The sequence below is a fragment of the Oceanobacillus luteolus genome, assembly GCF_042678205.1.
Classification (GTDB): domain Bacteria; phylum Bacillota; class Bacilli; order Bacillales; family Amphibacillaceae; genus Oceanobacillus; species Oceanobacillus luteolus.
Genome location: NZ_JBHUDE010000005.1, coordinates 74735 through 95517 on the forward strand (window position 1 = coordinate 74735; position 20783 = coordinate 95517).

The window sequence follows — 20783 nt, forward strand, 5'->3', positions numbered from 1 at the left end:
TAAGAAAGGATGGTTCGAATGAAGTTTGAAGAAGTTTTACCGCGTTTACGTTCGGGCGAAAAAGTGATCCGTACTGGTTGGCCAGGTGCAGAACTTTATGTGAAGCTTGTTGGAGAAAGTGAAATTGATGGTGAAAAGTTGAATCCATATTTATTAATAAATGTAGAAGGGGAAGGGTATACAATGTTTACCCCGACCGTTTGCGATTTGCTGGCAGAAGACTGGGAAATCGTAAAATAAAATTGAGCCTATTTTTGCATGGGCTCTTTTTTATTAGGGTAGATTCAAAGGTGTAAGCTTCGTGAAGCAGTTATCAAGTTGGAGATTGACGTGGCTGTTCCACAAAAATATATAAAAGGATGATGATGGTTGAATTTCTCAGAGTACGAAGGAAAGACGGTTTTTATTACAGGTGCTTCATCAGGGATTGGCTATGCGCAGGCAGAGGCTTTTCTTAAGCAAGGGGCATGTGTGTTTGCGATAGATCGGAATGAGGTCGGCTTACAAGAATTGAAACAGGCTTATCCCGATCAGTTCGCCTATCGCTGTACCAATGTGGCTGATGTCGAGGAAGTGGCTGAAAGTGTTCATCAAGCGCTTCAAGAGTATGTGCGCATCGATATTCTCGTAAATACGGCAGGTATTCTCGATGATTATAAAACAACACTTGAAACGACTGAGGAATTATGGGATGAGATTTTCAATACGAACGTTAAAGGAATCTATTATGTGACGAATTACATACTTCCCCATATGCTGAAATGGAAGCAGGGAGTGATTGTAAATACAGCATCGATTGCAGGGTTGGTCGCTGGTGGTGGCGGAGCAGCATACACAGCTTCCAAACATGCCATTATTGGGTATACAAAACAGCTCGCTTATGATTTTAGTAAAAAAGGAATTCGGGCCAATGCAATAGCACCAGGTGCAATTCGTACTCCAATGAATGCGAGTGATTTCGCTAATGGTGGGGAAATGGCAAAATGGGTGGAAGAGGAAACCCCTGCTGGACGCTGGGCCGAACCAGAAGAAGTGGCGAACACAACTCTCTTCCTTGCCAGTAGTGCTGCGGATTATATCCACGGTGCCGTTCTCCCGATTGATGGCGGCTGGACAATTAAGTAAGAGGAGATGCGATAAGTATTAGCATTTTTAAATATTCTACTGATTTATTCTATGGAACGTATTGCGGGGATTACATGAATACTCCTCGCGTTCGATTAGAAGGGATGATTCAGATTTCGTAGCACGTGAGAACGTCTTGCGTTTGATTAGAATTGAATTCATAAGACACGTAGCACGTGAGGAGGTCTTGCGTTCGATTAGAAGTGAATTCATAAGACTTCATAGCACGTGAGGAGGTCTTGCGTTCGATTAGAATTGAATTCATAAGACTTCATAGCACGTGAGGAGGTCTTGCGTTCGATTAGAATTGAATTCATAAGACACGTAGCACGTGAGGAGGTCTTGCGTTCGATTAGAAGTGAATTCATAAGACTTCATAGCACGTGAGGAGGTCTTGCGTTCGATTAGAATTGAATTCATAAGACTTCATAGCACGTGAGAGAGTCTTGCGTTTGATTAGAAGTGAATTCATAAGACTTCATAGCACGTGAGAGAGTCTTGCGTTTGATTAGAAGTGAATTCATAAGACTCGTAGCACGCAAGAACCTCTCGCGTTCGACTAGAAGAGGATTATTAAAACCTCGTAGCGCATGAGAAGCTCTTACTTACGTTCGAATAAAGGAAAACCACAAGGATTCTCACAATACGTTATCCTCTGTAGGAAGAAAGGCTCCAAGCAAAAGATGCTTGGGGCTTTTTTGTATTTTCCCAATTTAGGAACCCACTATGCAATCGAGATGCTATCTGTTATACTGGCAAAGCGAGCTTTTTTCTGCTCGTATTATGGCACTTCTGTCCTTTGGCCATAATTATTACTAAAATAGCACATCGCTATTTTACAAAGGAGATGATAAAAGTGAATCAAACTACTGTGTACCGCGAGGAAGAATCCCTCACCTCAGTTCAGAGTCTGACGAAAATTGGACTTGTTACTGCATTGTATGTAGCTGTAACCTTCATCTTTTCTGCTATCAGCTTCGGAGCATTCCAGCTCCGTCTATCCGAGATGTTCAATTATCTAGCTATATTTCATAAACGTTATATCGTTGCAGTATTCTTAGGTGTGGTCATTTCAAACTTCTTATGGTCGCCAATGAAGTTCATTGATGTACCAGTTGGAGGATTAGCAACGCTTCTCACACTGATCGTCGTCAGGACAGTGACGAACAGAATGAAGAATCTTAAAGCGAAATTTGTGGTAACTGCAATTATTGTTGTTATATCCATGTTTACTATTGCAATCCAACTCGTTATTGTTGGGGGCTATCCATTCTGGCTGACTTACCTTGGTATTGCCATGGGTGAACTCGTAGCTATGACTATTGGCGGATTCATCATGTACTATGTTAGTAGAAAAATCGATTTTACAAAATAATACGAAAGCCAGGTTCCTATATTGGACCTGGCTTTTTCTGGTATGAACAAAATTCTATTCTACCCTTACTATCTATGGCATAATATTGTATAATAAATACAATTATCTGTGAAACGGAAAACAATAGAAAAATAGAATTGGGTGGACAAATTGAAAACGGTTAGTGTAGGGAAAATTGCTCAGGTATTGTCATTGGAGATTTTAGCAGGGGAAAATAATTTAGGCAGTAAAGTTTCAAAGAATAAAGCGCATCGACCAGGGCTTGAGTTTATTGGTCACTTTGATTTTTTCCCGATGGAGCGGGTACAAGTACTTGGTCTGGCGGAAATCACTTATTTAAAACAACTAAGTGAAGAGGAAAGAAAGCTTCGAATAGGTAATATTGTCAATTACCATCCGCCATGCTTTATTGTGACGCGTGGTCAGGAAGAACTCACTTATTTGGTGCAGTATTGTGAACAAGAGAACATTCCATTGCTTCGGACGAATGATTCTACTTACGAATTTATCGCCAAACTGGATGCTTATTTGGCTAAAGCGCTTGCTGAGGAAATTGCCGTGCCTGGAGTCTGCCTCAATGTGTTCGGGATTGGAATTCTGCTTCGCGGTGAATCAGGAATTGGAAAAAGTGAAACTGCCTATACACTTATTGGCAGGGGACATCGCCTCGTAGCAGATGATATTGTTGTGCTTAGAAAACTAAGCCACCAAACGATTCTTGGGACACATAATGAGATGAACAAAGAATTTCTCGCGCTCCGCAGTGTCGGTTTATTGAATATCGTAAAGGTTTATGGAAATAAAGCTTTTCAAGATGAAACAAGAATCGCACTGGATATTGAATTGACGAAGTGGGGAGAAAATGAACTCCATAACGATCTCGAAATGAAAACGGAGTATACGAACTATATGGGAGTAGAAATCCCGCATATTAAAATTCAGCTTCAGCCAGGCCGTGATGTTGCCGGCTTAATAGAAGCGGCTGCAAACAGTTGGGTATTAAAGCAACAAGGATACAGTGCTGCCGAGGAATTTATTAACCGTACGGAGAACTATAATAACTGAATCGAGAAGTACACCACATAAAAAGCAGAGGTTACCCATCCTCTGCTTTTTAAATTTCGTGTTCATCTCTATCTTCACCGAATAAAAATTCAAATCCTATCATAAAGGTTACTGCATTAGCAATCAGCAATAAGATTGAAAGGAATCTCTTCATATTAAATTCTCCTTCATATCAGGCATCTTGTAGTTAATCTTCGAAATTTAAATTAACAGGTTCGCTAGATAATTCCTCATTGGAATTATTCTCTGTCACCGGAACACTTTCGTCTACTATTTCAAATGTAAGTTCGTCCATCCAAACTTGACCTTGTCCGTTCAATAATATCCCAAACGAAATCACTTCGCTTTTTACTGGAACATCCAACACAATGCTGAAATGATTCCATTCATTCGTTCCTGTGATTGGGCGATTCATCATATTGTCGAAAGCAAGTACTTCCCCGGAAGAGTGATCGATACGCATCCATAATCCGGCTGAGCCTTTTACCTCCTTACTTTTAACAAATGCGGAAAAGCGAAGTCTCTCACCTCGGTAGCGATCTGCCTTGATTTGCTGCATCAATGTCGCGAAACCTCGAGCTCTTTCATCTTTTGATCTTAAAAATGCCGAGTAATTACCACTATGGACTATTCTATTATCCAAACCTGTCTCATAATCAGATGGTGTGTCTCCTGTCATAATCCAACCGGCAGGAGTATTGTTCGCTTCAACCATGTTCATTTCTCCTTTATCATTTAGTTTCCTGAGTAATTTTCGATAACGTCCCGGTGTCACGTCGTACTCCTTCTTAAAGGCTCTTGTGAAGGCTTCCTGTGAACCGAATCGGTAATCCAACGCAATATCTATTATTCTTTTATCTGTAGAAATTAAATCACTTGCTGCCTGAGACATCCGGCGTGTCCTTATATAGTCTTTGACTGATTTACCGGTGATCCTCCGGAAAATACGTTGGAAATGAAACTTCGAATAACCGGCTTGTTCTGCTAAAGAATGGAGCTGTAATTTATCTGTCAGATGTTTTTCAATAAAAATCAATATTTGTTGAATGGTTTTTTCATGCTCTTGATAGGACAAACCGGACACCTCCTAATCTTTTGTCTTAAGTATATCTAAAAATAATTATGGAAACTTGATAATTTGTGCTAATGTTATAATCCAACCAATACAAAAAGACGAATTCTCTTTCAAATTCGCCATCTAAGTATCTTGCTATTTTATTGGGGTGTGCTTGCCACGTTCTTCGTTTTATAATCTTTTCCTAACCAAAAAGTTCTCCCTTAACAGCTCCCAGTTTTGTGGGAACGGATAACCAAGCACCCAATAACTGATCCCGCCAAGTCCATATTCTTTTGCTAAATCAAATTTGGCTTGTGCACTTCTTGCATCTTCAAACCAAACCTCGTGCTCCACCCCTTCCTCATCCACATACCGGAAAAAGGGGGATGCTGCGACCTCGTCATATTGAATCTCTGCATTATATCTCGTCGCCCGTTCAATCGCTTCCTGGGAACTGAAGTTTTCTGCAACTTGACCTTCTGCATGGGGCAGCTTCCAGTCTCTTGCATAAATTTCAAAACCGAGGAATATCTTTTCGGCAGGGATTTCCGTTAACGCATATTCCACGACTCTTCGCATTTGATTAATCGGTGAAATCGCTTGGGGAGGTCCGTATATATATCCCCATTCATATGTCATTAAGACAACGAAATCCGCAAGTCGCCCATGTGCTTCATAATCATGTGCCTCATACAATAATCCGGTTTGATCAGCGCTTGTTTTTGGGGCGAGCGCCGTGGATACGAAATAACCTTCAGGATGCAACCGATCGACGGCAAGCTGAATGAAGGTGTTATAACGTTCCCGGTCCTCGGGCAACACGTATTCAAAATCGATATTCAATCCCTGATATCCCTTTTCCTTCATCACCGCTAAAATATTATCAAGCAAAGTATTCATTAATTCTTCACTAGAAAGAATCGTATGTGTCACGCTAGATCCTTCATCCTCTGGGGTGAAATTTAATATCGACATCATCGGTACGATGTTCTCTTCATAACTTGCCGCAATCATTAAAACATCCTCAAACGGTTCCATGCTTCCATCTGACTGGACCAAATACGCAAAAGGGCTTGCAATCGTTAATAGTTCTCCAACCTCCCGTATAGACTGGGCCCCTTCTGCATCTGGTTGATAGGAATAGGCATTGACCTCAATAATTGGTTTTTCCCGAGGGATATATAATGTTTGTCCGCTGAAAATAGGATCGGTTATCGTCAGCGCATTTTCTTGTGCCAGTGAATAAATGGATACGCCGTAGAGACTTGCAATAGTAGCAAGAGTCTCTCCTTGTTGTACTTCATGACTTTGCAATGGTACATAGATTTTCATACCAGGCATAAGAGCTGTGGGGTCTATATTTGGATTGGCATTCAAAATAGAGTTTAAAGGTATTCGATAATTACCGGCAATGCTCCACATGCTTTCTCCCGCTAGTACGGTATGCCAAGTTCCTTTGATTGGAATAAGTAGCGCCAAACCAATGACAAGCCGATTTGGATCAGGTAATTCGTTTACTGCTATTAATTGATTGAGGTCAACCTGATACCGCTGAGCAAGGTCATATAATTGATCCCCAGCCTTGACAACATGGATAATCAAAACACTTTCCTCCTCTTTTCTAACTATTTATCGTATATGAATGGCTGTCATATTCCGGCTCAAATGATGAAGACAGGATACACAGCTCGCAATTCGTTCTAATGAATGAAGAAGATCATTTTATCCTATGTTTTTACTTATGAAAATGTGTATATGCCTAAAAAGCCGGACACGAGGGAGGAGTGGGCTGTTAACCATTTACAATTCATTTAAAAAGCTCTAAACTATTTAGGGACACGAAGTAATTTTGTGTGGGTGAATTCCATGCAATTTTACTAAATAACTAAGGGCGGCGAAAAAAATTGACTTTTCTACAAGAGTGGGTTGGGCAATTCCGGACCTATAACCGCAATATTAAATTGGCGATCTTGGCAAATATATTTACACAAATCGGCCTTGGGGCGTTCATGGTCGTATATAATTTCTATATTCGAGCACTTGGCTTACCTCAACAGGTAAACGGGGAAATAATTGCTTTAACTTCCTTAGCTACAGCCATTATCTTAGTACCGGCTGGAATTATGAGTGATCGGCTCGGTCGGAAGAAGGTAATGGCTGCTGGTGTAGTAATCGGTGGCGTTATCTTGGCTTCACGTAGTTTGGTAGAGTTGGAATCATTTCTGCTTGGAACCGGTTTTGCAACCGGGATTGCGCTCGCCTTTTTCCAAGTATCGATTATACCTTGGCTTGCAGAAAATTCCGGGACGAAGCAGCGGATCCATTTATTCAGTCTACACTCGGCGGTCATGATGGCGGCCAATGTGATCGGTAACCTGCTTGGTGGTGTAATGACGGACTTCTTTTCTTTATTCATGACTGATTTATTCAGTATTCGTTATACATTGCTTTTTGGTAGTTTGTTTTACTTTGTTTCTATTATTCCAATTATGAAAATGAAGGAGAAGCCGAGAGAGAAAAGAAATGAACAGGAAAATCCGAGCATTCGAAGATTCATGAGTAAGAATAAAACCGGATTAAAGGTTGTTGCTCTTTTTGCGGTGGCTCAACTCATTATCGGAACAGGGAGCGGACTCGTCATTCCGTATCTCAATCTCTATTTTGCCGACCGCTTTCAGGCATCGACTTCAATGATTGGAGTTATTATTGCTTTAGGGCAGGCTGCAACCGCTTTGGCGATGTTTATTGGTCCGCTCGTTGTACAGCGCCTGGGTGAGGTGAGGGCAGTGGTGACATTACAGTTGTTATCCCTGCCGTTTTTACTGCTTACCGCTTTCTCGACGAGTCTATGGATTGCGGCTATTGGTTTTCTATTTCGACAGGCATTGATGAATGCTGGTAACCCCATCCAGTCTTCCTTGATGATGTCAAAAGTAAATGACTCCATGAAGGGGCTTGCGAACTCAGTCAACCAAATGGTATTCAATCTGGGGTGGGCGTTTATGGGACCTGTCTCTACAGGAATTGTTCTTAAGTATGGTTCCTATTGGGGTTATGCCCATGTATTCAGCATTACGGCAGGAATCTATCTTGTAGGCTCTCTATACTTTTTCTTTGTTTTCCGTTCATTAAAATAGGAGGCAAGTCCAGTATACTTTCTCATCCCTTGTAATAGAATCTTAATTTAATAATTCTTTTTCCCGATAGACATTCACCTAGAAAATGTTAAAATTGTAGTAATGAAACGATTGGGAAGTGATTGCCGTGAAGTTGTGGATGAGAAAAGTATTCGTTGTACTTGTAGCCATTATGACGTTGGGCATGTACACTCCAACGACATTACTAGAAATTGAAGCGGAAGATAATAAAAATAGTCTCTCCTCAAAAGCTGATGTAGACCAAGCTGAATTGAGTCCGACCGAACAGACACTGGAAACCTATGAAACCGTGTTGGTCGAAGATTTAGAGCCTGATTATTTAAGTGAGTTGCAAGAACAGGCGAAAGTCCAAAGTCTCTTGAAATTTGGTCCAAGAATTGCTGAACAGGTAGAGGATGAGTTTTCTGAGGTTATTTTACCTAAGATGGAAGCAGTCTTGGAACAATTGGCTTCGGAAGCAGGAGAAGATGCAGTTCGCTACTACGGCATCACCGAAAAACCTTCAAAAGGCTACGGAGAGCGGATTTTTCATGTTACAGATCTTAGAACGGATGAAGATGTCGTAAGATTCCACGTCCGCCGCGACAACCGGCCCCTGGAAGGTTACTACTTCAACTTTCACTATCACCTAGGTAAAGACGACTTCAAAGAGCATCACACAATCGGCGAGATCTATTGGGATAAAAATACACCACCAAAGTGGATGGCATAATATAAAGAAGGCGCATGAATATAATTCATGCGCCTTTTTCTTTTGCGCTGCCATGCTAGCTTTTGCTGAAAGCCCATGCCAGCCGTTAAAAGCGCTCGCCGCTCCGTTAAAAGCGCTCACACCTCCGCGAAAAGCGCTCGCTCCTCCGCGAAAAGCGCTCGCCCCTCCGTCAAAAACGCTACCCTCACTTCAAACCCTAGATCTCCCCATCCAACTCCAACAACAATTCTCCAATCTTTCTATCCTGAATCACCAAATCCGCATGTCGGTCGAGTGGGGTATCATCTTGGTTCACGATTACCAATCTTGCTCCACTTTCTTTCGCAAGTATCGGAAATTGATTTGCGGGGGTAACGGTTAGGGAAGAGCCGAGGACAATAAAAAGATCCGCTTTCTCTGTTTCCTGAAGTGCGAACTCAAATGCATCTACGGGTAAACTTTCACCAAATAATACGATGGAAGGGCGCAACACGCCACCGCACTCACAATAAAATGTATCTTCTACATATTTCTCACTATTGTATTCACGTCCACATGTTTCACAATGCAATTTTTGAAGTGTACCATGTAATTCGGCAACACGTTCACTTCCTGCTAGCTGATGAAATCCATCGACATTTTGTGTTATAACCGATTGAATCAGCCCTGCTTTCTCCCACTTTGCAAGAATCTCATGCCCTTTATGAGGCCCGTATTCCTTCACACCAAGTACTCGTTCTCTGTAAAACGCAATAAATTCTTCCACGTTATGATTAAGTGCCTCCGTACTGGCAAGCTGTGATGGGTCTTTTTGTTTCCATAACCCTCTATTGGCCGAACGAAAATCAGGCAAACCGCTTTCTGTCGACATGCCAGCTCCTGTAAACACCACCGTATAATCTGCTTCCTTCAACCAATCTCTAAGCATGACTATCCCTCCTATGTAATTACCCTTAGTATACCGTAAGTGGAATTCAGGTCCACCATTGCTACCCATATCCATTGGCAAGTTAATTGACTAAAGGAAAAGGATATGGTATTAAAATAGTTGGATTAGCACTTGAGGTCGATGAGTGCTAAAATGATGTTATTCAAGTCATTAGGGAAGCAGGCACAGTATAGTTTCTCTATTTTTAAGTACATAACGGAGGAGAGAGACCATGGAAAAAAGAGAATTTCAGGCAGAATCCAAGAAGTTATTAGATATGGTGATCAACTCGATTTACTCCCAGCGGGAAGTTTTCCTGAGAGAGCTTATTTCGAATGCAAGTGATGCCATCGATAAACTGTATTACCGAGCCCTTACAGACGACAACTTAACTTTCAACAAAGACGATTACTATATTAAACTCACCCCGAATAAGGACACACGTACCTTAACAGTAACGGATACCGGAATCGGGATGACGAAGGAAGAGATGGAGAATAACCTAGGTATTATCGCGAAAAGTGGTTCCCATCAATTTAAGAAAGAAAATGAAATTAAAGATGGACATGACATTATTGGTCAATTCGGTGTCGGATTCTATGCTGCATTTATGGTTGCGGAAAAGGTGACGGTCATCAGTCGTTCTATTGACAGTGAAGAAGCTTATAAATGGGAGTCGACTGGTCCGGATGGATATACGATTGAACCGGCAGAAAAGGAAGAAGTAGGAACAGAAATCATCCTCTACATTAAAGAAAATGAAGAGGAAGAGTCCTATGACGAGTTTCTTGAAGAGTATCGCATCAGACAAATTGTGAAAAAGTACTCTGATTTCATTCGCTATCCGATCAAAATGGATGTTACGGAAAGCAAGCTGAAAGAGGGAACTGAGGACGAGTATGAAGACGTCATCACAGAAGAAACGTTGAATACGATGATTCCAATTTGGAAGAAAAACAAGAGTGAACTGACCGATGAAGACTATGAAAACTTTTATCGTGAAAAACATTATGGCTTTGATAAGCCACTAAAACATATTCATATTTCTGTTGATGGTGCCGTTCGCTATGATGCTATTCTTTATATCCCGGAAAGTGCACCATATAATTACTACACGAAAGAATATGAGAAAGGTCTAGAATTATACTCCAATGGTGTTCTGATCATGGAGAAAAGCCCAGAGCTGCTCCCGGATTACTTCAGTTTTGTAAAAGGTCTTGTTGATTCCGAGGATCTTTCCTTGAATATCTCAAGAGAGATGTTGCAGCATGACCGTCAGTTGAAAATAATCGAGAAAAATATCAATAAACGAATTAAACAACAATTAAAGCAAATTCTTACTAATGATCGTGAAGCTTATGAACGTTTCTATCAATCCTTTGGTCAACAGTTGAAATACGGAGTCTACAGTGATTTTGGACAGCATAAAGAGGTTCTGCAAGACCTCCTGTTATTCTATTCATCGAAGGAAAAGAAATTGGTCACACTGGATGAGTATGTAGAGCGCATGCCGGAGGAACAGAAATATATCTATTATGCGCAAGGAGATACGGTAGAACGGGCGGATAAACTTCCACAAACGGAATTGGTGAAAGATAAAGGCTACGAAATTCTATACTTCACAGACGAAATTGATGAATTTGCGATCCGCATGTTGATGAGTTATAAAGATAAAGAATTCAAAAACGTCTCTAGTGGCGATTTAGGTATTGAGCCAGATGAGAAGGAAAAAGAAGAAGAGAAGGAAGCGGCAAAAGAACATGAGGACCTCTTCAAGAAAATGAAAGAAGTTCTCGGAGATAAGGTGACAGATGTGCGTGCATCGAAGCGCTTGAAGTCACATCCTGTAGTCCTTACTGCTGACGGAGAAATTTCCATCGAAATGGAAAAAATCATCAATTCCATGCCAGATGACCAGCAAATTAAAGCTGATAAAGTGCTGGAGATCAACGTAAACCACGAAATCATGAATGCCCTCCAACGTGCACATGATCAAGGGGAGGAGCAGCTCAAGCTGTATACGAATCTCTTATTCAACCAAGCATTGCTCATTGAAGGGCTTCCAATTGAAGACCCGGTTGCATTCACGAATGACATGGTTAAAGTGATGCTCTAAATACGAAACGGTACTTTTCCTATTGGAAGGTACCGTTTTTTCTTCGAAGTGACTGACTGTTAAATGTTTACTGAATATTGTATGATAGTTAGTAACTTGAAATTCTCAAAGAATATCACTTGGCCAGGAAGTGACTGTGATGCAAAGGAAGTGATAAACATGCTGGAAAGTATGAATTGGATTGGTTTTCTGCCACCGATTTTATTTCTTATCATCATTGTTTTCCTCGTGTATCATGCATGGAAACGGTCTTGAAAAAGCCCCGGACGAATGAATCTCGGCCGGGGCTTTCCTCTAATTTTTGGCAATACTTAATGCATTTTAAACGTTAGGAACAGCTCATTATACAGTCCAAGCATTTCTTGGCCCAAGTTTTCATAAACCTCTAAACGCTCTGTCAGTTCAGAGGAGGGATAGAATCGTTCATCCTCTACCATCTCTTCCGGCAAATAATCTAGAGCAGCTTGATTAGGTGTGGAGTAACTTACATATTCTGTATTTATTGCTGCAATTTCCGGATCAAGCATGAAATTGATGAACTGATGGGCTCCTTCGATATTGTCGGAGGTTTTTGGAATGACCATATTATCAAACCATAGATTAGATCCTTCTTCAGGGACGACATAATCGAGTGCTTCATTTTCCCACATAATATCACGGGCGTCTCCGGACCATGCAAGGGCAACTGCTGCTTCATTGTTCGCCATGAGAAGTTTATTCTCATCACCGACAATTGCTTTCACATTCGGTGTTAACGTTTGAAGCTTTTCCAACGCTTCCTGCAAATGTTCCGGATCGGTATCATTGAGGGAATAGCCGAGGGAGTTCAAGCCCATACCCATTACTTCTCTTGCACCGTCGATCAGTAAAATTTCATTTTTCAATTCTGGATCCCATAAATCATCCCAGCTCGTAAAGGTTTTTCCAGGAAGCATTTCCGGATTGTACAAAATACCGACAGTCCCCCAAAAGTATGGCACAGAGTATTTATTCCCTTCATCAAAAGCCAGGTCTAAAAAACGCTCGTCAATATATTTCAGGTTCGGTAATTTCTCGTGGTCCAGTTCAACGAGCAAATCTTCCTCTTTCATTTTTTCAATCATATATTCTGAAGGAACCGCGATGTCGTATGTTGTACCACCTTGCTGAACTTTAGTCATCATCGATTCATTGGAATCAAACGTCTCGTATATGACAGTAATTCCTGTTTCCTCCTCAAAACGGTCGATGAGCTCCATATCGATATAATCACCCCAGTTATATACCGTCAGTGTATCGGCACCAGAATAGCCTTGGGCAGCATTCAGCCGATCGATGATTACGAGCATGAGAGCAGAAACAAGGGCTATTGCAATAAACCCAGTCATTAATTTTTTCATCTTCTAAAGCTCCCTCCTATCCGCAGACCACTACGCTGGGTAAGGATGTAATAGATGCCTACTAATAGGATGGTGAATAGGAAAAGAATCGTAGAAAGCGCGTTGATATTTAATGAAATCCCTTGTCTAGCCATCGAATAAATTTCAACGGATAGCGTAGAGAATCCATTACCCGTCACAAAAAATGTCACGGCAAAATCATCCAAGGAATACGTGAGAGCCATGAAAAATCCAGCAAATATTCCTGGTGTAATATAAGGGAAGATAACTTTTGTAAATACATCCCAACTGCTGGCTCCTAAATCACGGGCCGCATCAATCAAGGAAGGGTTCATCTCCGCCAGCTTTGGCAACACCATCAACACGACGATTGGTATGCTGAAAGCAATATGCGATAAAAGCACGGAATAAAATCCGAGCCGCATCCCTGCGATTGTAAATAAAATAAGGAAGGAAGCACCGATGATGACATCCGGACTCACAATCAAAACATTATTCAAGCCGAGGATCGAGCCCTTATTCTTTTTTAAAGAATGGATCCCAATTGCCCCAAACGTTCCAATTATCGTTGCAATCAGCGCAGACAACAAAGCAATCACAAGCGTATTCAACACGATGATGAGCAGCCTCGTATCTCCAAGTAATTCACGATACCAGTCAAGGGTAAATCCTTCAAACCCGCTCATAGTCCCACCGCTGTTGAATGAGTAAAAAATCAAATAAAAAATTGGCGCATACAGAATGGAAAAGACGATGATTAAGAATGTTTTTCCTGCTGCAGATGGCTTTTCACGCATATTATGCACCCCGCTTTCTAAATCCGGTCAATCGGATAATGAGAAACATGATCAATATCAAGAATACTGCAATCGTTGATCCCATCCCCCAGTCCTGAGTAACGAGAAAATGTTGCTCAATAGCTGTACCAAGGGTGATTACCCGGTTTCCTGCAATTAGTCTCGTCAACATGAATAACGAGAGGGCAGGGATAAAGACGACCTGACAACCCGTTTTCACTCCGTTTAACGTCAGTGGAAAGATGACTTTTGAAAAGGTTGTCCATCTGGAAGCGCCTAAATCATTTGCCGCATCGATCAATGTCGGGTTCAAACTGTTTAATGCATTAAAGATGGGCAGAATCATAAACGGGATGAAGATATAAACTGCTACAAATACAAAGCTAAAGTCGGTAAATAATAATTGTCTCGAACCAATTCCAATGAATTCAAGGAAATTATTTGCCGCCCCATAAGCCCCAAAAATACCAATGAATGCATAAGCTTTTAATAACAAGTTAATCCATGAAGGGACGATGATGAGCAGTAACCACAAATGTTTATGTTTTGTTTTGGTTAGTAAATATGCTGTTGGGTATGCAACCAGTAAGGAAATTAAGGTTATGAGAAACGCATACCAAAAAGAACTAAGCGTCAGTTTCAAATAGACTGATGTAAAAAATCGCTCATAATTCACTAACGAGAAATTCCCATGAATATCTAAAAAAGAATAATATAGTACGAGTAAAATTGGTGCAATGACAAAAACGATAATCCACACTGCATAAGGTACCATATACAGGTTGCGCAGGAATTTATTATCCATTTGCCTCTTCCTCCGTATACTGCTCCATACGTCGGTCGAAGTCTTCCTCCGACTCATCAAAACGCATGACATGAATAGCTTCCGGCTCGAAGTCGAGTCCAATCATATCACCGACATCCACTTTGCGTGTTGTATGGACGAGCCAATCATTACCTTCAACGTCACGGCAAGTCATCTCATAATGGACACCACGGAACAGCTTTGAATGGACGGTTACTTCAAGTTTCCCCGCACCTTTCTTCGTTATCTCCAGATCTTCCGGACGGATGACAATCTCGACCGGCTCATTCGGGGTGATTCCTCCATCTACACAGGTAAATCGCTTACCTGCGAATTCCACTAAATAATCCTCAATCATTTTACCTTTAACAATATTTGATTCTCCGATAAAGTCAGCAACGAATCGGTTAATCGGTTCATCGTAAATATCAATTGGTGTCCCGCTTTGTTGAATCTTTCCTTTATTGATGACAAATATTTCATCAGACATCGCCAACGCTTCTTCTTGGTCATGCGTAACAAAAATAAAAGTAATACCGAGACGACGCTGTAATTCTCGGAGCTCATACTGCATTTGTGTCCGTAATTTAAGATCGAGTGCAGAGAGCGGCTCGTCCAGCAAAATCACTTTTGGCTCATTCACGATCGCACGTGCAATCGCCACCCGCTGTCGCTGACCACCTGACATTTCGCTGATTTCCCTGTTCTCATATCCAGATAAGTTAACAAAGCTCAGTGCCTCTTTAACTTTTGCCTCTATAACTGATTTTTTCTCTCGTTTAATCCGCAAGCCAAAAGCAACATTTTCAAATACATTCAAATGAGGGAATAGGGCATAATCTTGAAAAACAGTATTGACCTGTCGTTTATTGGCTGGCAGATGGTTGATTTTCTTTCCATCAAAATAAACCTCCCCAGATGTGGGTTCGATAAAGCCTGCAATTAAACGTAAAATGGTCGTTTTCCCACATCCTGAAGGTCCTAGCAACGTATAAAATTTTCCGCGTTCTATTTCAAAGCTTACATTATCTAAAACAATGGTGTCATCCGCGAATGTTTTTGTAACATTCACAAATTGAATGATAGAAGCATTTTCCATTTCTGTCTCCTTTGTCATACGTCGTATAAGTCGAAAATAATTATACAACCAAACTTTTGAAAAAGAAATAATTATTTTTTTAGGTTATTTCATTGATTTGAGCTTACTGGATAGGGGCTTCAACACGTCCACAGATTAAATGTTTTCCCTAATTTTTGCAGGGATCAACCATCTATCCTAAAAATATATTTTCACAAAGTTAAAGTGGGTTTACTTTCCCGAAGAGATAGGACTTCGAAGTCTTCAAGAAAACAAACAGGCTTTACTCTCCCGAAAGGATAAGTGCGTAATGCCTTCGGGAAAACAAACAGGCTTTACTTTCCCGAAGTGTTAAGAACGCCATGTCTCCAGGATAATAAACAACTTTTATTTTCCCGGAAAAGTTTGCATCTTATGATTTCGGGAAGTTAAAAGAGTAGTATGATCCCGAACAGAGAATAAACTCGCGTCCATGGGAAGGTAATAGAATTTCTCTTACTAAAAAAGAATAGTACCTCATGTGTTCGGGATGATAAATTACTTAAATTTCCTTACTAACTTTAATATCTCTCACATTAGCTTTATTAATCTGATTTTCCCTAGTTGGAACACGCGCCATCCTGCTAAATAAATGCGATGCGTTTGCTAAGATAAACATATTAAGTAATAAACAAATTAATTGTGGTAAAAATAAGTAAAAAGTTAGGAATTTGGTGAAGCGCGTTGACAAATGACACTGTGTCATTTAATATAAAACTATCGAGTTGTGACACGGTGTCATTATCTGGTGGAAATGGAGGTTAGCGGATGCCTAAAGCAACATTTTTTAATCTGCCAGAAAAAAAGCGTCATTCCTTAATTAAGGCTATGGAATTAGAGTTTTCCCGGGTACCAGTATTTGAAGCTTCCATTGCAAATATCGTTAAAACAGCAGGGATATCACGAGGGAGCTTCTATCAATACTTTGAAGATAAAGAGGACGCATATTATTACATTCTTCAAGAACAAGCAAATCGGAGGAATAAGCAATTTATCGAGCAGCTTGCAAAACATGAGGGTAATCTTTTTGAAGCAATTACTGCCTTTTATTATGAACTGTTGATTGAGTTGCCAGATGACAAAGAGTATAACTTTTTCCGGAATGCGCTTCTCAATGTAACTCATCAGATTGAAAACATTTTCATTGAAATAATAGAGAGTAATGTAAAAAGAGATGGAATTAAAGAAATTTCACGGCTTATAAATAAAGATATTTTAAATATCGAATCAGATAAAGAATTGACACACCTCATCCACATTATCTCGGCGGTTGCATTTCGGAATTTCGTGGAGAAATTTACGAAAGAATTATCTGATGATGAAGCGATCGAACGGTTTAAAGTAGAAATGAAATTATTGAAAAAAGGCTTAGCTAAAACAACATAAGATTGAAACGCAAAATCTTAAAGGAATGGGGTATGATATATGACAGTGACGATTTATGGAGCTGCATGTTCATCGACAAGGAAAGCAAAGCAATGGTTTACGAAGCAAAATATCTCTTATGTGGAACGGAACATTTTAAAGAATCCGTTGACTGTATCAGAACTTCAAGGGATTTTAAGAATGACGGTGGATGGGACAGATGAAATTATCTCCACTAGGTCAAAAATTTATAAAGACTTGGATTTGGATATTGAAACACTTCCACTTCAAGAACTGCTCGAACTAATTCATCAACATCCTCGACTTTTACGGAGTCCTATTATGGTTGATGAAAAACGACTTCAAGTAGGTTATCACGAAGATGATATCCGCCAATTCCTTCCAAGGAAAACAAGGGAACGCCAATGGATGCAATGGAGACTAAATCAACTGCACCTCGCAGAAGGATAAAATCATATGTCTCAATTATTGGCTAAACAACCATATGTGAAAATTGTACGTACGGTCGATTCCATCACTCAGACTAATACAGAAGAGGAACGGACGATGTATTTATATGAGGATCGACTGGTAACTAGGCATCGTGAGTTTGACTTCCATACCATAAACGATATGTCTTACCGATTGATAGGTCCAAAAGGCGGACTACTGTATGTACATACGAATAAAGGTGTTTTCTCCTATATGGTAAAAAGTTCTCCAGAACAGTTTGTACAAACCTTCAAGGAATATAAACAATAAGGTAGGCCTGACGAAGGTTTGCCTTATTTTTATTTGCTTCAAAAGAAGAATGGCCTGGTGTAAAATGAGAGAAAAGAGTAGTCAAAAAAGGGGATTAGGAGATGAAGCAGACGAGCTATAGAGATACTTGGGTCGAGATTTCCTTAGATGCTATTAAAGGAAATGTGGAAGCGTTCAGAAAGCATATCAATATGAAAAGTAAACTTCTAGCAGTTGTAAAAGCGGATGGATATGGACATGGTGCAGTCGAGGTAGGGAAAGTTGCTCTAGAAGCAGGCGCCGAAGGTTTAGGAGTAGCACTGCTCGATGAAGCGCTTGAACTCCGGGAAGCTGGAATCGAAGCACCCATTCTCGTTCTTGGTTATACAAAGCCGGAAGCGGTGAAGCTGGCGATTGAAAATCACATTACGCTGACGGTCTATGGTGAGGATGTGTTGCAAGCAATCGCGAAAGCTTGTCACGAAAGCGACAAAACAGCTAAGGTTCATATTAAAGTTGATACAGGTATGACAAGGATCGGGATACAAACGAAGGAAAAAGTGCTTGATCTAGTCAAATCTCTGACTGATGAAAGAGTTGAAGTGGAAGGAATCTATACGCATTTTGCGGACGCGGATAATACAGATGAGACGTACACAAGGCAGCAATTTAAACGCTTTTTGGAAATAACGAGCTACTTAGAAGAAAATGGATATCAGATTCCGATTAAACATTGCTGTAATAGTGCGGCGACCATCAGCTACCCCGAGATGCATTTGAATATGTGCCGGGTCGGCATAAGTCTTTATGGTCTTTATCCTGGAGAACATATGAAAAAAGTCATCTCCTTAACACAAGCAATGACATTCCAGACAAAGCCGACTTTAATCAAAGAAGTTAAAACAGGTCAGCCAGTCAGCTATGGTTGTACTTATTTTCCGGAAAAGGATTCTATTGTTGCGACTTTACCTGTAGGCTATGCAGATGGACTATCCCGACAGCTTTCTAATAAAGGAGAGATGACGATTAAAGGAGATAGAGCACCGATTGTCGGAAGAGTATGCATGGATCAAACGATGATAGACGTTACCCATCTTGGACAAGTCAATGAATCGGATGTTGTCACTATTTTTGGTGATGAGTCAAAAGGGTACATATCTTTGGATGAAGTGGCAGAACGCTTAGATACGATTCACTATGAAGTCGTCTGTCTAATTGGAAAAAGGGTTCCGAGAGTGTATAGATGAAGTAAGGGGCATCCAGATTTTGCTGAATGCCCCTTATAATATGTGTATTTAAATTGTACCTCTTTTGATGCGCACGAACGCTACAATTAACGCTCCAATGAGGAACAATCCAAGATATCCGATTAATGGATAGAATTTACCTACCAAGTCAGTAAATCCAATATAGCTCAAGGCGTATCCAACCACTAATGTAATGAGAAGGAAACTTTTGAATTTTGATGTTCCGACTTCAAAGAATCTTGCAGAAAAAGAGAAGAACATACTCGCTCCAGTGCTGAAGATCATCCCGAATAATACAATCGACATGATGAATCCTAATACCGGAGAAAGTTCATTCGCAAGTTGAAGCATCGGCATGTCATATCCTTCAACAGATTCAATTTTAGAAAAGATCGCCAAATGACTCAACATAATGAGGATCCCGATTCCGAGTCCTCCTGCAAATCCGCCCCATTTAGCAATTTTCTCATTACGCTCTGCCCCACCCATTACAAGTGCCATGGATGCACCAACCGCAAGATTGAAGGAAACATAGTTAACAGATGATACAAACCAGTTAGGTAATGTCGTCGGTTGTGCAAGAGCGGTTGTATTTAAGCTGGCATAAGTACTATCCTGCGTAAATATGCTGTAAATCGCAAGCATAATAAAAATTAGTGCCAGGAACGGAGTAATACTACCGATAATAGCGACAAAGCGGCCAACATTCACTAAACCGGATAATAGTATGAGCAATGTCAGTACTGTCGTCCCTACAAAATAAGGAAAACCGAATTGCTGACTTAAGTTAGATCCCGCACCAGCAATCATCACGACCCCAACCCCGAATAAGGTGAAGATAATAATATAGTCGATAACGGTTCCAATCCTTTTTCCACTAATTTCGTAGATTGCATCCCGGTGAGAAACTGTTTTCATTCTGCTTCCTACCTGCATTAAAACCATACCGAGGTAAGCGAATAAAGCTGTTGAAACTACTGCCCCAACTGTTCCTAGTAATCCAAAACTTGTGAAATACTGTAAGATTTCTTGACCTGATGCGAAGCCTGCTCCCACGATAACCCCTATGAAAGCGCTCGCAAGTTGTAAGACCTTTAACATGATATCCTCTCCAAGTCCCCTGTTTATGTTTTATCTTCTGATTATTTGTCGAATAGTTATTTGTTTCAAATCTAAAAACTATTCTTTTGATTCAATAGTATACCATATAATCTGTCAATTAGCGCAAATTTTTGTCGAATATTCGTTAAAATGATTATTTCGTCCTCCAATATCCTTTAATAATATGGTTAATCTAAAAGCTGATTAATCACTTATTGGCCGGAAAAGTTTTTCCGGAAATATGGCTGCTCCTTGCACGTTTAAATATTTTCAAGGAGTAATTCCCGACAATAGGAGAGCTCTCTTGCACATTAGAGCTGATTCTTCGAGTCCATTCTTACAATAGAAAGAGTCTCTTGCACGCTTGAACTATTTCGAGAGGTCATTTCTTACAATAGAGGCATCCTCTTGCATGTTTCAATAAGATTTTCAGCTTACTTCCGACAATAGACACCATCTCTCGTATGTTTTAGATTTTTCACGAGGTTATAACCGACAATAGAAGCAGTCTCTCGTAAGTTTTCCCTTTTTCCAGAAGCTATTCCCGACAATAGAAGCCTCCTCTTGTATATTTGTACTCTCATCTGGATTCATTCCATGCAAGAGAACTCCACTCTAGTACATTTCAACTCCCCAGCGGACTGCATCCTTACAATTGATTTACTATAGATCTCCAAGACTGATAAAAAATAAGTTAGTAATAAAAAAGAATAAAT

General features: G+C 40.4%; 20 protein-coding genes. 12 read left to right on the forward strand and 8 right to left on the reverse strand.

Going from position 1 to position 20783, the window contains the following annotated elements; translation table 11 throughout:
- Window positions 1-18: 18 nt before the first annotated feature.
- From ACFSBH_RS00875 to hprK, 4 genes are all read left to right on the forward strand, one after another.
- Window positions 19-240, forward strand: a complete 222-nt coding sequence (locus tag ACFSBH_RS00875) for a DUF2829 domain-containing protein (protein ID WP_251514089.1) — start codon at window positions 19-21, stop codon at window positions 238-240.
- Between the two features lie 129 nt (window positions 241-369).
- Entirely contained in the window at window positions 370-1125 is a 756-nt protein-coding gene (locus tag ACFSBH_RS00880) for a 3-oxoacyl-ACP reductase (RefSeq protein ID WP_251514091.1), read from the forward strand.
- 856 nt (window positions 1126-1981) lie between these two features.
- Window positions 1982-2500 (forward strand): QueT transporter family protein, encoded by a 519-nt coding sequence (locus ACFSBH_RS00885; RefSeq protein WP_349774343.1) that lies wholly within the window; start codon window positions 1982-1984, stop codon window positions 2498-2500.
- A gap of 150 nt (window positions 2501-2650) precedes the next feature.
- Window positions 2651-3565: an HPr(Ser) kinase/phosphatase gene (gene hprK, locus ACFSBH_RS00890; protein ID WP_251514094.1), complete on the forward strand. Its 915-nt coding sequence runs from the start codon at window positions 2651-2653 to the stop codon at window positions 3563-3565.
- A gap of 187 nt (window positions 3566-3752) precedes the next feature.
- Here the strand turns inward: hprK and ACFSBH_RS00895 are convergent, their stop codons facing one another.
- Together ACFSBH_RS00895 and ACFSBH_RS00900 are read right to left on the reverse strand one after the other, a co-directional pair.
- On the reverse strand, window positions 3753-4640 hold the full coding sequence (locus tag ACFSBH_RS00895; protein WP_251514104.1) for a helix-turn-helix domain-containing protein: 888 nt from the start codon (window positions 4638-4640) through the stop codon (window positions 3753-3755).
- Between the two features lie 171 nt (window positions 4641-4811).
- Window positions 4812-6224, reverse strand: coding sequence for a LysM peptidoglycan-binding domain-containing protein (locus tag ACFSBH_RS00900; protein WP_251514106.1), 1413 nt, complete (start codon window positions 6222-6224; stop codon window positions 4812-4814).
- Window positions 6225-6526: 302 nt separating this feature from the next.
- On the opposite strand from ACFSBH_RS00900, the gene ACFSBH_RS00905 reads away from it, so the two are divergent.
- On the forward strand, window positions 6527-7759 hold the full coding sequence (locus ACFSBH_RS00905; RefSeq protein WP_251514109.1) for an MFS transporter: 1233 nt from the start codon (window positions 6527-6529) through the stop codon (window positions 7757-7759).
- A 139-nt stretch (window positions 7760-7898) separates the two neighbouring features.
- Window positions 7899-8492 (forward strand): YpjP family protein, encoded by a 594-nt coding sequence (locus ACFSBH_RS00910; protein ID WP_379595601.1) that lies wholly within the window; start codon window positions 7899-7901, stop codon window positions 8490-8492.
- A gap of 196 nt (window positions 8493-8688) precedes the next feature.
- Here the strand turns inward: ACFSBH_RS00910 and ACFSBH_RS00915 are convergent, their stop codons facing one another.
- Entirely contained in the window at window positions 8689-9399 is a 711-nt protein-coding gene (locus tag ACFSBH_RS00915; protein ID WP_251514113.1) for an NAD-dependent protein deacylase, read from the reverse strand.
- A 232-nt stretch (window positions 9400-9631) separates the two neighbouring features.
- Between ACFSBH_RS00915 and htpG the strand changes: the two genes are divergently transcribed.
- On the forward strand, window positions 9632-11515 hold the full coding sequence (gene htpG / locus ACFSBH_RS00920; protein WP_251514115.1) for a molecular chaperone HtpG: 1884 nt from the start codon (window positions 9632-9634) through the stop codon (window positions 11513-11515).
- 81 nt (window positions 11516-11596) lie between these two features.
- Window positions 11597-11770, forward strand: a complete 174-nt coding sequence (locus ACFSBH_RS00925) for a hypothetical protein (protein ID WP_379595604.1) — start codon at window positions 11597-11599, stop codon at window positions 11768-11770.
- A gap of 56 nt (window positions 11771-11826) precedes the next feature.
- Here the strand turns inward: ACFSBH_RS00925 and ACFSBH_RS00930 are convergent, their stop codons facing one another.
- Genes ACFSBH_RS00930 through ACFSBH_RS00945 form a run of 4 tightly spaced genes read right to left on the reverse strand, consistent with a single transcriptional unit; the run spans window position 11827 to window position 15595 of the window.
- The gene (locus ACFSBH_RS00930) at window positions 11827-12894 is read right to left on the reverse strand and encodes an ABC transporter substrate-binding protein (RefSeq protein WP_251514117.1); all 1068 of its coding nucleotides are present in this window, start codon (window positions 12892-12894) and stop codon (window positions 11827-11829) included.
- Complete coding sequence (locus ACFSBH_RS00935) at window positions 12891-13691, reverse strand: ABC transporter permease (protein ID WP_379595606.1); 801 nt, start codon at window positions 13689-13691, stop codon at window positions 12891-12893. Before ACFSBH_RS00935 ends, ACFSBH_RS00930 begins: the two co-directional genes overlap by 4 nt.
- A gap of 1 nt (window position 13692) precedes the next feature.
- The gene (locus ACFSBH_RS00940; RefSeq protein ID WP_251514122.1) at window positions 13693-14496 is read right to left on the reverse strand and encodes an ABC transporter permease; all 804 of its coding nucleotides are present in this window, start codon (window positions 14494-14496) and stop codon (window positions 13693-13695) included.
- Entirely contained in the window at window positions 14489-15595 is a 1107-nt protein-coding gene (locus ACFSBH_RS00945; protein ID WP_251514124.1) for an ABC transporter ATP-binding protein, read from the reverse strand. The genes ACFSBH_RS00940 and ACFSBH_RS00945 overlap by 8 nt, the downstream gene beginning before the upstream one ends.
- 786 nt (window positions 15596-16381) lie before the next feature.
- On the opposite strand from ACFSBH_RS00945, the gene ACFSBH_RS00950 reads away from it, so the two are divergent.
- The 4 genes from ACFSBH_RS00950 to alr all read left to right on the forward strand — a co-directional run bounded on the left by ACFSBH_RS00950 (window position 16382) and on the right by alr (window position 18966).
- Window positions 16382-16999, forward strand: a complete 618-nt coding sequence (locus ACFSBH_RS00950; protein WP_251514126.1) for a TetR/AcrR family transcriptional regulator — start codon at window positions 16382-16384, stop codon at window positions 16997-16999.
- A gap of 39 nt (window positions 17000-17038) precedes the next feature.
- Entirely contained in the window at window positions 17039-17449 is a 411-nt protein-coding gene (locus ACFSBH_RS00955) for a Spx/MgsR family RNA polymerase-binding regulatory protein (protein WP_251514129.1), read from the forward strand.
- A 6-nt stretch (window positions 17450-17455) separates the two neighbouring features.
- The gene (locus ACFSBH_RS00960; RefSeq protein WP_251514132.1) at window positions 17456-17740 is read left to right on the forward strand and encodes a hypothetical protein; all 285 of its coding nucleotides are present in this window, start codon (window positions 17456-17458) and stop codon (window positions 17738-17740) included.
- Between the two features lie 101 nt (window positions 17741-17841).
- Window positions 17842-18966 carry an alanine racemase gene (alr, locus tag ACFSBH_RS00965; protein ID WP_379595610.1) on the forward strand — a complete coding sequence of 375 codons (1125 nt, stop codon included), beginning with the start codon at window positions 17842-17844 and terminating at the stop codon, window positions 18964-18966.
- Between the two features lie 48 nt (window positions 18967-19014).
- Here the strand turns inward: alr and ACFSBH_RS00970 are convergent, their stop codons facing one another.
- Window positions 19015-20067, reverse strand: coding sequence for a YkvI family membrane protein (locus ACFSBH_RS00970; RefSeq protein ID WP_251514137.1), 1053 nt, complete (start codon window positions 20065-20067; stop codon window positions 19015-19017).
- Window positions 20068-20783: the final 716 nt, after the last annotated feature.